This window comes from Microcystis sp. M53602_WE12 (assembly GCF_030065455.1).
GTDB classification, from domain to species: Bacteria; Cyanobacteriota; Cyanobacteriia; order Cyanobacteriales; family Microcystaceae; genus Microcystis; species Microcystis aeruginosa.
Genome location: NZ_JASJFB010000702.1, coordinates 1 through 13983, shown reverse-complemented (window position 1 = coordinate 13983; position 13983 = coordinate 1). Strand labels below are relative to the sequence as shown.

The following is a 13983-nucleotide window of genomic DNA, read 5'->3' as shown; positions in this document are numbered from 1 at the left end:
TTGGAGTGATCGGGGGTAAAATTCAGGTACTTTTTCCCTGAAAATTAGGTAACTGACTACCTCAAAATCGGTAAAACCCTACACCCTACACCCTACACCCCACACCCTGCCCCCACCAACAAACTTTTTCAGCAGACCCTACTTATGGATACATCAAGACTTAAAAAATTCGCTCAGTATGCCCGTCGTTATCTCAGAGAACAGATGACGACTAAGTTAGAAGTGGTCTTAGCTGAAAATAGCGCCGCAAGACGAGAAAATCCCAAAGCTATCAGCAAGTTAGCCGAAAAAATCGAAGTTTTAGGCAAAGAACAGCTTATTGAACAGGTTGCCTATACTTGGTTTAACCGTTTTTGTGCCTTGCGGTTTATGGATAGCAACCGCTATCACTCCATTAGGGTTGTGTCCGCTGCTGAGGGGCAGTTTCAGCCAGAAATCTTGGCTGAGGCGAAAACGGGACATATTGACGAGGAAATGCTGAATAAACAGGTCAGAAAGCAGATTTTTGATTTATTAAGCGGAACTGCACCGAGTTATGATGCTCAAGGGGAAGCCTATCGTTTATTAATTGTAGGAGTGTGTAATTATTATCATCAGTTGATGCCCTATTTATTTGAACGAATTGATGATTATACCGAGTTATTGATGCCCGATGATTTATTATCGGGTAATTCAATTTTAGCTTATACTCGTGAGGCAATGACTCCAGAAAATTGTGAGAGTGTGGAGGTGATTGGGTGGTTATATCAGTTTTATATCTCTGAGAAAAAAGACGAGGTTTTTGAGGGACTAAAAAATAATAAAAAAATCACTCCCCAGAATATTCCAGCGGCAACTCAGTTATTTACTCCTCATTGGATTGTCCGTTATTTAGTAGAAAATTCCCTGGGGCGTTTATGGATGTTAAACCGTCCTCAGTCTCGGTTAGTTGAGTCAATGTCCTATTATGTGGATAGTGGGAAGTGGGAAGTGGGAGATGGGTACTTAAAAATCAACTCGCCTGAAGATATAAAAATCTGTGATCCTGCTTGTGGTTCGGGACATATTTTAGTCTATGCTTTTGATTTACTTTATGCAATATATGAGGAAGAAGGTTATACGGCAAATGAGATTCCTAGCAAGATTTTAACCCATAATCTCTATGGCATAGAAATTGATGAACGGGCGGGAAGTTTGGCAGCATTTGCATTAACCATGAAAGCGAGGGAAAAGGAAAGACGATTTTTTCGTAAACCCATCCAGCCTAATATTTGTGTGTTGAAAAAAGTTGAGTTTTCTGAAAAAGAGCTACAGCCTTATCTAGATTTTGTCGGGCGCGATTTGTTTACTGCGCCTTTATTAGAAACACTACATGAGTTTAAGGAGGCGGATAATTTTGGGGCGTTAATTCGTCCTACGGTGACGGATGTACAGGGGATGATAGGGTTATTAAATGAGCGCAATGTCGCTAGTCAGTTATTGTTATATAAAACCCACGAGAAGGTAATAGATGTGTTAAATATGGCGGATTTTTTAAGTCCTAAGTATCACCTTGTTGTGGCTAATCCCCCCTATATGGGTAACAAGGGGATGAATAATCGGTTAAAGGCTTTTTTACAGGATAATTATAGTGAGGTAAAATCGGATCTATTTTCTGCTTTTATGGTGCGGATTGTAGAAATGACTTTACAAAAAGGTGAAATAGGTTTTGTTACTCCCTACGTTTGGATGTTTATTTCTTCTTATGAAAACTTAAGAAAGTTTATTTTAGAGAAAACTACAATAACTAGCTTAGTTCAGTTAGAATATAATGCTTTTGCTCCAGCTTGTATTCCAGTTGCTACCTTTACCCTTTCTAATCAAAATTCACCTAATTTTAAAGGTGGATATATTAAATTATCGGATTTTAGAGGTGTAGATATTCAACCCGTTAAAGCATTAGAAGCAATAAAAAATCCTAATTGTGGTTGGTTTTACCGCGCTTCTGCTAGTGATTTTAAGAAGATTCCAGGAAGTGCGATCGCTTATTGGGTGAGTGATAGAGTCTTAGAAATTTTTGAAAAAGGAACCCCAATAGGAAAAATAGCCTTTCCTAGAAAAGGAAATACGACAACAGACAATAATAGATTTTTAAGATTTTGGGTTGAAGTTAATATAAATAATTGTGCAATTAATTATTTATCAGTTGATGAAGTAGTAAAGAATAATAAAAAATGGATTCCTTATAATAAAGGAGGAGGTTTCCGAAAATGGTATGGTTTTAACGAATATTTAATTAATTGGTTTAATAAAGGAGAAGAAATAAAAGCAATTCCACATTCAGTTATTGCTAATGAACAATTTTTTTTCAAACCCGGACTAACATGGTCTACTGTAACATCAAGTAATTTTAGTATTAGAAATTTTGGCTCAGGTTATATATTTGATAATGGGGGATGCTGCATATTTGGAGATAAAGAAACATTATTTTCTCTTTTAATTTTTATGAATTCAAAAGTTTTTACAAAGTTGTATTCAGAAATTAATCCAACCTTAAATTTTCAATCTGGTGATGTCGCAAAAGTTCCTTATATAAAACTTGACCATAGTTTAGATCAAGACAAAATTTTTAAATTAGTCAACATATCAAAACAAGACTGGAACTCATACGAAACCTCGTGGGATTTTACCACCCTTCCACTTTTGAGAGTGGGAAGTGAAAACCTAGAACAAAATACCCGCTTTCCACTTTCCACTTCCCTGAAAGAAACCTATCAAAACCTCCGCCAGAAATGGCAAGAAATGACCTTAGCAATGCAGAAACTAGAGGAGGAAAATAACAGTATATTTATCGAAGCTTATGGACTAGAAGACGAATTAACCCCCGAAGTTCTCTTAAAAGAAATCACCTTAACCTGTAACCCCCATTATCGTTATAAGAAAGAAGTGGGAAGTGAGAAGTGGGAAGTGGGAAATAAAGAGGAAAATACTATCCACTTTCCCATAGATGAAGACTTAGAAAAACGATTATTAGCAGATACTATCAAAGAATTTATCTCCTACTCGGTGGGTTGTATGTTTGGACGTTATTCTCTTGATAAAGAAGGCTTAATTTTAGCCAACCAAGGAGAAACCTTGCAAGACTACCTTAAACAGATTCCAAACCCCACCTTTCCCCCAACAGAAACCAACGTTATCCCCATCCTTGAGGGGGACTGGTTTAGTGATGATATAACCGAACAATTCCGGCAATTTCTGCGGCTCACATTTGGGGAGAAAAACTATCAACAAAACCTCAACTTTATCGAAGAAGCGATCGGAAAATCCCTAGAAAAGTACTTTCTCAAAGACTTTTATGATGACCACACTAAACGTTATAAAAAACGTCCCATATATTGGTTATTTAGTAGCCCAAAAGGAACATTTAACGCCCTAATTTATCTCCATCGTTATCGCCCTGATACCGTTAATATCGTCCTTAACAGCTATCTGCGGGAATTTCGGCTTAAACTAGAAGTAAAACTAGACACCTTCCAACAAATAGAAATTAGTACAAGTGCGACTAAAACCGAAAAAACCAAAGCCCTACGAGAAAGCGAACAAATCAAAAAAATGATCGGAGAATTAGAAACCTACGAACAAGAAACCCTCTATCCTTTAGCCATCGCCCAGAAGGAAATAGATCTTGATGATGGGGTAAAAGTCAACTATACTAAATTAGGTAAAGCCCTGAAAAATATAACAGGATTAGGTTAAAATAAACTCACTTCCCTTATTCCCGGAAATAAGATATATTAGGGATAAGGATGAGAAAATATTTATCATTCCTGATTTAAGTATATTTTGCTGCCCAGAACAGTTATGCCCGCCCGTGATTATTACCATGATATTGTCAAAAAAGCCCTTCAAAAAGATGGGTGGACAATTACTCATGATCCCTATCGTATCAGGCTGGCGAGAAGAAAAAACCTATTTGTTGATTTAGGAGCAGAACGTCTAATTGCCGCCGAAAAAGATTTAGAAAAAATTGCTATTGAAATTAAGAGTTTTCGCAGTGCGTCAGAAATGAAAGATTTAGAAGAAGCCGTCGGACAGTTTGTTTTATACGAACATTTATTAACTCGCTACGAACCCGAACGAAAGCTATATCTAGCCGTTCCTGAAGACGTGCGACAATCTATTTTTGAAGAAGAAGCAGGACAAGTTTTAATCGAAGATAAAATTATTCGTCTCTTTAGTTTTAATGTCAATCAAGCGGAGGTTGTGGTATGGATTACTTAACTAAAATTTATCTTAAAAAAGCTATTATTAAAGCTTTAGAAGATTATCGCAATTTTTTAGGTTCGGATCCTGAAAGTGAAATTGAATTAGTGATTGATGAAACTAGAGATCACTACCTTTTAATTGAAACTGGCTGGCATCGTAACCAAAGAATCTACGGCACTCTAATTCATCTGAATATTATTGATAATAAAATTTGGATTCAACAAGATGGAACAGAAGAAGGTATTGCTAACGAATTAGTCAATCTTGGCATTTCTCCTCAGCAAATTGTCCTCGCTTTTAAAACCATTGAACGCCGTAAAATTACCAGTTTTGCTATTTCTTAATCCTACTGTCACATCCAGCCTATTTTGGAGGTTAACCCCTTGAATCAGCAGATTAAACAAGCCTTAACTAAACTTTTTGAGCGTCACCGGATTGTTTTTTGGTATGACACCGAAAAAGAGTTACGCTCAGATTTCGAGAGATTAGAATTAGAAAACATTGAAAAAATAGAGATAAAAAATAACGAATTTGGACTAAAATACCGAGTTTTAAAAGAACAACCTCAACAAAAATTCCTCTTATACCATGAAGGCAAAGAACCAGAATATTTAGATAACTGGTTACTAGATGTGGAGTTAGCACAGGGAAAATTCAGCAGCGATCAAGTTTCTCTTTGGCTAAACGAATTAGAACTAAGTCCAGAATTTGCCGATGTACTTGCTCCTCATCGTGAATTTTTTCTGTCTAATAAACGCCGAGAATCCCTAAAACAATTACTTCAACCCCATGACACAAAAACCAATATTCGCCTAAAAATGTTGGCGGTTTGTACTGCCGCACCTCCCCGTTTAGATTCCATTTTAGAACAACTCTTAAAAGAATACGCCGAACAACAAGACGAAAAATTTAAACTCTGCGATCGCACTGGTTTAACTAAATTTCTTTGGCAACAAATGGAACAAGTTTATGGTTATCGTTCCTCAGAGTTAAGTATCAAAGACTTTGTCATACAACTCTTTAAATCCTGTTATAATTACGCCTTAGAAGGACAGGAAACACTAACACAAGATGCCCTGATTTTTTTCAACAGATGGAAAGATAGCCGTCAATTTGAAAAATCTTTTGAAAGCTTATCCGATCATTGTGCTAAAATGCTCAATATTAAGGAAAAACTAAACCAGCGACGTTATCAAGAACTTATCTCAATAGATTATTTTAGCTTAATTGACCTAAAAATAATTCATGATCTCATTCAATCGGTTAGTAATCGAACCATTGCGACTCATGAAGTTATTAATATTGTGCGTCAGCGTCAACAAGGATACTGGTATCGAAAATTTAAACATTTGTACGAAGTTGTTAACTATGCCTCACAGTTTATTCAAGTCTTAGATGAAGCTAACTTATCCATCGAATCCCTCAAAGATGGCTTAGAAAAATATTGTCAATCTTGGTTTAAAATTGATCAACTCTACCGTAAATTTACTTATCATCTGGTGGCGGCTGCTCAACCTACTCTGACAGAAAAACTTAGTCAAGAAATTGAAAACCGTTATGTAAATTCCTATCTTTTAAACCTTAATAGTTCTTGGCAAGTCTTTGTTGATAGTGTCACCCAATGGAACAAGATAGAATTCTCTTCACAAAGGTCATTTTTTAGCAAATGGGTAGAACCATTTTTGAAAAAAGATAAAAAAGTTTGTGTCATTATTTCCGATGCTCTCCGCTATGAAATCGGGGATGAGTTAGTCAGTTTAATTCGTCAAGAGGATCGTTATGAAGCCACCCTAGAAGCTGCTATCACTCTCTTACCCAGTTATACTGCACTGGGAATGGCTGCCCTTTTGCCTAATCAGACACTAGAAATAATTGATGATTCTGTTTATGTAGATCAACAAGACTCTCAAGGAACAGAAAATCGGCGTAAAATTATCCAAAAAGCCTTTCAAAAGATTCAAAAAAAAGCAACAGTTATTCAAGCCAAAGAATTATTAGAATTAAATCAGGATCGAAGTCGTTCCCTATTTCGAGATCACGATGTGGTTTATGTTTATCACAATCAAATTGATCAGATCGGAGATAAATTAGCAACAGAAAAACAAGTTTTTCAGGTGGTTGAAAACACCTTTTCTGACCTCGATAAGCTCATTAAAAAACTGACGGGAGCCAATGCCAGTAACCTATTGATTACGGCAGATCATGGGTTCATTTACCAACATAGTGATGTCGAGAATAGTGATTTTTCCACGGTGGAAGTCCCAGGGGATAAAATCATCAAAAAAAATAGGCGTTTTCTGATCGGTAAAGCACTAGAAGACTCCGATAGACTCAAAAAATTTAAAGCACAACAGATCGGTTTAACGGGAGAACTAGAAATCCAAATTCCCAAATCTATTAGTCGTTTACGAATCCAAGGATCGGGAAGTCGTTTTGTTCATGGTGGCGCAAGTTTACAGGAAATTATTATTCCCATTGTTAAAGTTAATAAAAAAAGACGAGGGGATCTTTCTACCGTGGAAGTGGAAATTATTCGTAACTCTACCTCAACCATTACATCAGGGCAACTAGCTGTTACTTTTTATCAACAAAAACCCGTCACCGATAAAGTTCAACCTCGTAGGCTAAAAGCTGGCATCTATACCCCCATAGGAGAGTTAATTTCTGATCTCCACGAACTGACTTTTGATTCCCCATCGGAAAATCCAAGAGAGCGAGAATTTCCAGTAAGATTTATCCTAACCAGTCAAGGGAATAATATCAATAATCAAGAAGTATTATTACGACTAGAAGAAAAACTGACCAATACTTCCCATTTCACAGAATATAAATCTGTTTCCTATCCCATCCGTCGTTCCTTTACCGGTGATTTTGATTTTTAAGTACCCACACCCCACACCCCACACCCCACGGGAGCATTTTTGGCGATTAATCCTGTTCCTCTAGCCATTTTTGCCAGAGATCTGGACGACGTTCCTTCGTGCGCTCCAGTTGTTGTTGATAGCGCCAATCAGCGATATCCTGATGATTACCCGATCGCAAAACCGGCGGCACTTGCCAACCGCGAAAGACCGGCGGCCGGGTATATTGGGGATAATCCAATATACCTGCCTCAAAACTCTCCAATTTCAACGATTCTGCCTTACCTACCGTCCCGGGTAACAACCGCGTCACCCCGTTAATAATCGCTAAAGCCGGGATTTCCCCACAAGTTAGGACAAAATCCCCTAAAGATACCTCTCTAGTCACCAAATGCTCACAAACCCGCTCATCTACCCCTTCATAATGGCCACAGATGAGAATTAACTGCTGATAACTACCGGCCCAAGTTTTCAGTAAAGCTTGATTGAGCGGTTCCCCCTGGGGAGTCATCAGCAGGATCTCCCGGGGTGGTAAAATTTCTAAAGACTCGATCGCCTCAAAAATTGGCTCTGGTTTTAATAACATTCCCACACCACCACCATAGGGTTCATCATCGACACGACGGTGTTTATCGTGGGCAAAATCCCGAAGATTGACCAAATTTACCCTAGCGATGTCGCGTTCGAGAGCTTTTGCCAACAACCCTGACTGCAGCGGTGAAGTAAAAAAATCGGGAAAGAGAGTGATAATGTCAAACTGCACGGGGAAAACTAAGGCCTAGACTGGGATAGTGTTTAATGTATCATTTTGTCACGGTTCGATCGGTTAAAATCTTGCTAATTTTGCGCTAGTCTATCTCAATAACATGATAGACTATGCTGTACTGTCTAGGGGTTTTTCTGGCTCTAGCTTGAGTGATCGAAGTCTAGCCTAGACTTAAAGTTAACTAACAGTCCGTCATTGCCAGTGGATCGAAGAAAATTGCTAAAATCGCCTCTACTATTGCTTGATGTCCCGAAAAATATTCCTAAACCGCATTTTTTTCCGTTAACTGTTCAGGGAAAATAACATCAAGATACCTGTCCATCTTCCCGAAAAACCTTCCATCCCTAAAAATGTCTATTCGTTCAGTGACATGATCATCGAGCTAGAAACCCAACATTCCCAAAATCCTACCCCCGTATCTCTCAAAACGGCGATTTTAGTCATTGGAGGTGCCGAGGATAAAGTCCACGGTAAAGAGATACTGCATACCTTTTGGAATCGCGCTGGGGGTAGCGAAGCAGTGATCGCTATTGTTCCCTCCGCTTCCAGAGAACCGGTTTTAATCGGCGATCGCTATCAGAAGATTTTCGAGGAAATGGGGGCAAAATACGTCAAAGTTATCGATATTCGCGATCGTGTGCAGGGAGAAGATGCCCAATTCCAAGCCTACATCGAAGAGTGTACAGGTGTATTTATGACCGGAGGCGACCAGCTGCGTTTATGCGGTTTGCTCTCCGATACCCCCCTGATGGAAAGAATCAGACAAAGAGTGCAACAGGGAGAACTGACCTTGGCTGGAACTAGCGCCGGGGCTGCCGTTATGGGTCATCACATGATTGCTGGGGGCAGCAGCGGGGAAGCACCCAATCGGGCCCTGGTGGATATGGCCATGGGATTAGGTCTCATTCCTGAAGTCATTGTCGATCAACACTTCCACAATCGCAATCGCATGGCCCGGTTAATGAGCGCTATCTCTGGTTATCCCGAACGTTTAGGAATTGGCATCGATGAGGATACCTGCGCTATGTTTGAACGAGATGGCATGATGACAGTAATCGGCTGCGGTACAGTGACGGTAATTGATGCTAGGGAAATGTCCCACACCAACCACCATCACGTCACCGCAAACGAACCCCTGAGTCTGCATAATCTGCGGGTACATATTCTTGCCTACGGTGATGGCTATCATCTCAAAAAACAGCAAGTGATCCCTAAATTGGCGTAAAAAAACTCCTGAAAAACTGTTCACGATGAACAGTTTACCCATCTCGGAAAACCAGACAATAAACAACGGCTTCTTTGTGCTTCTCAACAGCGAACACCAGCTATATCATGAAAATTCTCAGAACCCAAACCCTGCGCGGTCCCAACTACTGGAGTATTCGTCGCGACAAGCTCATTGTTATGCGTCTGGATCTCGAAGATCTCGCAGAGAAGCCATCGAATGAAATCCCCGGCTTTTACGAGGGATTAATCGACGTTCTGCCCAGTTTAGTCGAACATTACTGCTCCCCCGGTTATCGCGGCGGTTTCTTTGAACGAGTCCGCACTGGTACTTATATGGGCCACATTATCGAACATATCGCCCTAGAATTGCAGGAACTGGCGGGAACTCCCGTCGGGTTTGGTCGCACTAGAGCCACCTCCACCCCCGGAGTCTATAACGTGGTGTTTGAGTACGTTGACGAGCAAGCGGGACGTTATGCGGGTCGGGCTGCCGTGCGTTTGTGTCAATCAATTGTCGATACGGGAACCTATCCTCAGGAAGAATTGGCCCAGGATTTAGCCGATTTACGCGATTTATGCAATAATGCTGCCCTTGGTCCGAGTACCGAAACCATCGTCAAAGAAGCACAAGCTAGAAATATTCCCTGGTTACTCCTGAGCGCTCGTGCCATGGTGCAATTGGGCTATGGCGTTCACCAAAAGCGCATTCAAGCCACTTTAAGCAGTTTTTCGGGGATCTTAGCCGTTGAGTTGGCCTGTGACAAGGAAGGCACAAAAACTATCCTCAAGGATGGTGGGATTCCAGTCCCCCGGGGTACGGTGATTCAATACTTGGATGAGTTGTCAGCGGCAATCGAGGAAGTGGGAGGGTTTCCCATCGTGATTAAACCCCTCGATGGCAACCACGGCCGGGGTATCAGCATCGACATCAAAAATCAACAGGAAGCAGAGGAAGCCTATGATCTAGCCAGTGCCGCCTCGAAAACCCGCAGCGTGATCGTAGAAAGGTATTATAAAGGCAGTGATCACCGAATTTTAGTCATAAACGGCAAAGTCGCCGCCGTGGCCGAACGGATTCCCGCTCACGTCGTCGGTGATGGGCGCTCAACTGTAGAAGAATTAATCGAAATTACTAATCAAGATCCCAACCGGGGTGACGGTCATGCCAACGTTTTAACTAAAATAACTATTGACAAAACCGCCCTTAATGTGCTAGAGAAACAGGGCTATGAATTGACCAGCATTTTAGCCCACGGAGAGATCGCCTATCTGCGGGCCACCGCTAATTTAAGCACCGGCGGCATCGCCGTGGATCGTACCGACGAAATTCACCCCGAAAACGTCTGGATCGCCCAAAGAGTGGCAAAATTAATCGGTTTGGACATTGCCGGGATCGATGTGGTGACAGATGATATCCGCAAACCCCTGAAAGAAGTGGACGGGGTGATCGTAGAAGTCAACGCCGCCCCCGGTTTTCGGATGCACGTCGCCCCTAGTCGCGGTTTACCCCGCAATATCGCCGCCCCAGTTATCGATATGTTATTCCCCCCCGGGACTCCCAGTCGCGTGCCAATTCTGGCGATTACGGGAACTAACGGCAAAACCACCACTAGCCGCTTAATTTCTCATATTTGCCGACAAACGGGGAAAGTAGTCGGATTTACCACGACGGACGGCGTATATATCGATGATTATCTGGTAGAAAAGGGCGATAACACCGGTCCCTACAGTGCCAGTATGATTTTGAAGGATCCCACGGTGGAGATTGCCGTGTTAGAAACGGCCCGGGGTGGTATCCTGCGATCGGGTTTAGCCTTTAATCAGTGCGATGTGGGGGTGGTCTTAAATGTGGCCGCCGACCATTTGGGTATCGGTGATATCGACACCATCGAACAAATGGCGAAGGTAAAAAGCGTTGTGGCCGAGGTGGTTAGCGCCGAGGGTTACGCGGTTTTAAATGCCGATGACCCCTTGACCGCTAGTATGGCCGAAAAAGTCAAGGGAAGAGTCGCTTATTTTTCCATGAGTCCCGATAACCCGATTATTCACGACCATATCCGTCGGGGTGGCATGGCCGCCATCTATGAGAATGGCTATCTGTCGATTCTAGAGGGAGAATGGACGCTGAGAATCGAGGAAGCGGTCAATATTCCCGTGACTATGCAGGGAATGGCTCCTTTTATGATTGCTAACGCCTTGGCCGCCTGTTTAGCCACTTTTGTGCAGGGTATCGATATCGAGTTAATTCGCCAAGGGGTGCGGACCTTTAAACCTTCCGTGGCCCAGACCCCCGGCAGGATGAACCTGTTTGACTTGGGACACCATCACGCTTTAATCGATTATGCCCATAATCCCGCCGGATACGAAGCCGTCGGCGGTTTTGTCGGCAATTGGTCCGGGGAAAAAGTCGGCGTGGTCGGGGGACCTGGCGATCGACGTGATGATGATTTAATTTTATTAGGGAAATTATCGGCGCTTATGTTCGATCGAATTATTGTTAAGGAAGATAACGATACTCGCGGTCGCCGCCGGGGGGAAGTGGCCGATTTAATTCTCAGGGGAATTAGCCAAGAAAATGCCAGTTTGCGGCCGGAAGTTATTCTCGATGAAACGGAAGCTTTAGAGAAGGCTTTAAGTACGGTTTCTGAGGGTGGTTTAGTGGTAATTTTCCCCGAAAGTGTCACCCAGGCGATCGATTTGATCGAAAAACATCGACCCCTGACCGATAACCAGGGTTAGAAGTTGGGATATTCTGCCTATAGAGTCATTTCTGGCCCGATGGCCTGTTCCCCTCTCTAGGCAATCGTTGATCTACAATGATTATTGTAGGCTTTCATCGAAGGAATAATAATATTGATGCAGTTATTCACCATCGGCCACTCTAATCACGAAATTGCCTCATTTATGCTTCTACTTAAGAAGCATAATATAACTGCCCTTGCTGATGTTCGTTCTCATCCTTATAGCCGATTTCTCAAGCATTTTAATCAGTCAATATTGTCAAATGCTTTAAAAAGTGAAGGCATTTACTATGTGTTTTTGGGCAAGGAATTAGGAGCCAGACCGAGCAGCCAAGAATGTTATGTCAATGGTCAAGCTTTATACGAAAAAATTGCGAAAACATCTGCTTTTAATCATGGAATTGAACGAATTTTACAGGGAGTGAAAAAACATCGAATTGCCCTTATGTGTGCGGAGAAAGACCCGATTGAATGTCATAGAGCGATTCTGGTTTGTCAACATCTACGTCATTGCGATTTAGATATTTATCATATTCTCAAAAATGGTGACTTGGAATCTCATGACCATCTGGAAGAAAGAATGCTGTTTAAACATAGTTTGACCGATTTTTCAGCAAGTAGTCAAAAAGAAATTCAGCTTTCTTTATTTGTCGAGCCAAATAGCAATCTTCTCACAAAAGCAGAATGTTTGGAGAAAGCTTATAAGCTTCAGGGTGATGCAATTGCTTATATAGAAACAAGTGGTAATCAAGATGAACAGGACAATCAATCTCTTTACAATCGGCTTTACTCAAAAGACTGCACAGAAGTTCTTTGATGACTTACAAAAAGCTGGTGTTAAGAGAGTTATAGATACTCGTTTAAATAATGTTTCCCAGTTAGCAGGATTTAGTAAAAAAGCTGACCTAGAATATTTTTTAAAAGTCATCGGTGGCATTGACTATGTTCATGTTTTAGACTTAGCTCCAACTCAAGATATTCTTGATGAATATAAAAAGAAAAAAGTTGATTGGACAATATACGAACAAAAATTTAGACAACTTATTAGTAGCCGGAGGATTGAAACAAAAGTTTCTCCAGATGTAATTAATAACGCTTGTTTACTCTGTAGTGAGGCAAAACCTCATAATTGTCACCGTCGTTTAGTGGCGGAATATTTAAAGGAGAAATGGGGGAATATCAATATATGTCATCTCTGAAAAAAATTGTCTGTCTTGCTAATTCATGGAAATTAAATGAACGCTGTATCGCTGGAATTGATATTAGTTCAGGAAATTGGGTTCGTCCTGTGTGTGATTCTCTTTATCCAGAAGATGGCAGGGTTCCACGATCAGTTAGACTAATTTCTGATAAAGAACCAAAAGTTTTAGATATTCTCGAAATTCCCCTTGCTGATACTGGCAATGATTTTGGGTTTGAATCGGAAAATCTTTCCGTTTTACCCGGTGAATGGAAATGTGTAGGTAGATTCAATATCAATGATTTGGGAAAGTATTGTAGAACCCCAACAAAAATACTGCACAATTCAATTAAATATGTTAATCCTTCTTATTTGAAAAACCTTAATTTCAATCAACGTTATACTCTCCAGTTGATTCATGTGCAGAGTTTTAGAGTATATCAAAAAGAAAATTCAAAAGGAAATTTTGAGTGGCGTGGCACAATTACAACAGCGAATGGTAACAGTTTGACAGAAGCAAAGATAACTGATCCCGTATTTGTCGAGAAATTAAATACAGGCTATCAACCTCAGCAAAACTGTTTTGTTACCGTCAGTCTTAGTCTGCCTTGGGTCTCTTCGGCAAATTGGGAAGGAGAAGCTCCCTGCTGGAAATTAATAGCAGCTGTAATTGAATTATAGGAATTACGGCTAGACAACTTTTTTATAGGTTGTTTGCTCGAAAAAATCTCTGTTCGTGAAATTTTCAGAGCTATGAACAGTGGAGTTTAACAGACTGAAGTGGGCGGGGTAAATCCCCAGTATTCTACCAGTAAATTTAGCATAAATGCTGGAGCGATCAAGGGAAAATGGCTCTTCTCGACTTTGTGTGATAATTTTTGCTTATGTAAGGTGAAATGCTTATCCGGCAAAACTTTAATCGCTATTTGGCGGAAGAAACTATCAGTATAGACCTCGTTTCCACACAGAAACCAGAAGAACCGG

10 protein-coding genes and 1 pseudogene are annotated in these 13983 nt (G+C 40.9%); 9 read left to right on the top strand and 2 right to left on the bottom strand.

Translation table 11 applies throughout. The annotated features are described in order from the left end of the window. Positions 1-144: 144 nt before the first annotated feature. From pglX to pglZ, 4 genes are all read left to right on the top strand, one after another. The gene (gene pglX, locus PX482_RS21930; RefSeq protein WP_288094585.1) at positions 145-3714 is read left to right on the top strand and encodes a BREX-1 system adenine-specific DNA-methyltransferase PglX; all 3570 of its coding nucleotides are present in this window, start codon (positions 145-147) and stop codon (positions 3712-3714) included. Between the two features lie 105 nt (positions 3715-3819). Next, positions 3820-4239, top strand: coding sequence for a XisH family protein (locus tag PX482_RS21925; protein WP_002766565.1), 420 nt, complete (start codon positions 3820-3822; stop codon positions 4237-4239). Then, the gene (locus tag PX482_RS21920) at positions 4227-4568 is read left to right on the top strand and encodes a XisI protein (RefSeq protein WP_193959344.1); all 342 of its coding nucleotides are present in this window, start codon (positions 4227-4229) and stop codon (positions 4566-4568) included. Before PX482_RS21925 ends, PX482_RS21920 begins: the two co-directional genes overlap by 13 nt. A 39-nt stretch (positions 4569-4607) precedes the next feature. After that, positions 4608-7106, top strand: coding sequence for a BREX-1 system phosphatase PglZ type A (gene pglZ, locus PX482_RS21915; protein ID WP_004266772.1), 2499 nt, complete (start codon positions 4608-4610; stop codon positions 7104-7106). Positions 7107-7152: 46 nt separating this feature from the next. Here the strand turns inward: pglZ and trmD are convergent, their stop codons facing one another. After that, positions 7153-7848 (bottom strand): tRNA (guanosine(37)-N1)-methyltransferase TrmD, encoded by a 696-nt coding sequence (gene trmD, locus PX482_RS21910; RefSeq protein WP_004266771.1) that lies wholly within the window; start codon positions 7846-7848, stop codon positions 7153-7155. 373 nt (positions 7849-8221) lie between these two features. Here trmD and PX482_RS21905 point away from each other — a divergent pair, with 373 nt between their 5' ends. From PX482_RS21905 to PX482_RS21885, 5 genes are all read left to right on the top strand, one after another. Next, entirely contained in the window at positions 8222-9076 is an 855-nt protein-coding gene (locus tag PX482_RS21905) for a cyanophycinase (RefSeq protein ID WP_288023887.1), read from the top strand. A 107-nt stretch (positions 9077-9183) separates the two neighbouring features. Beyond that, entirely contained in the window at positions 9184-11817 is a 2634-nt protein-coding gene (gene cphA, locus PX482_RS21900; RefSeq protein ID WP_004266767.1) for a cyanophycin synthetase, read from the top strand. A gap of 117 nt (positions 11818-11934) precedes the next feature. Then, complete coding sequence (locus tag PX482_RS21895; protein WP_061433144.1) at positions 11935-12636, top strand: DUF488 domain-containing protein; 702 nt, start codon at positions 11935-11937, stop codon at positions 12634-12636. Continuing rightward, positions 12572-13018: a DUF488 domain-containing protein gene (locus PX482_RS21890; protein WP_002804177.1), complete on the top strand. Its 447-nt coding sequence runs from the start codon at positions 12572-12574 to the stop codon at positions 13016-13018. The genes PX482_RS21895 and PX482_RS21890 overlap by 65 nt, the downstream gene beginning before the upstream one ends. After that, on the top strand, positions 13006-13680 hold the full coding sequence (locus tag PX482_RS21885; protein ID WP_239698203.1) for a dual OB domain-containing protein: 675 nt from the start codon (positions 13006-13008) through the stop codon (positions 13678-13680). Before PX482_RS21890 ends, PX482_RS21885 begins: the two co-directional genes overlap by 13 nt. Positions 13681-13766: 86 nt before the next feature. Here PX482_RS21885 and PX482_RS21880 read toward each other — a convergent pair. Then, positions 13767-13983: pseudogene (locus PX482_RS21880) on the bottom strand (hypothetical protein); the annotation flags it as partial.

Excerpts from the sequence above, each read along its gene's own strand:
- PX482_RS21885 (WP_239698203.1), top strand. The coding sequence starts at position 13,006 with ATGTCATCTCTGAAAAAAATTGTCTGTCTTGCTAATTCATGGAAATTA.
- PX482_RS21895 (WP_061433144.1), top strand. The coding sequence starts at position 11,935 with ATGCAGTTATTCACCATCGGCCACTCTAATCACGAAATTGCCTCATTT.
- PX482_RS21925 (WP_002766565.1), top strand. The coding sequence starts at position 3,820 with ATGCCCGCCCGTGATTATTACCATGATATTGTCAAAAAAGCCCTTCAA.
- PX482_RS21905 (WP_288023887.1), top strand. The coding sequence starts at position 8,222 with ATGATCATCGAGCTAGAAACCCAACATTCCCAAAATCCTACCCCCGTA.
- cphA (WP_004266767.1), top strand. The coding sequence starts at position 9,184 with ATGAAAATTCTCAGAACCCAAACCCTGCGCGGTCCCAACTACTGGAGT.
- PX482_RS21920 (WP_193959344.1), top strand. The coding sequence starts at position 4,227 with ATGGATTACTTAACTAAAATTTATCTTAAAAAAGCTATTATTAAAGCT.
- pglX (WP_288094585.1), top strand. The coding sequence starts at position 145 with ATGGATACATCAAGACTTAAAAAATTCGCTCAGTATGCCCGTCGTTAT.
- PX482_RS21890 (WP_002804177.1), top strand. The coding sequence starts at position 12,572 with ATGAACAGGACAATCAATCTCTTTACAATCGGCTTTACTCAAAAGACT.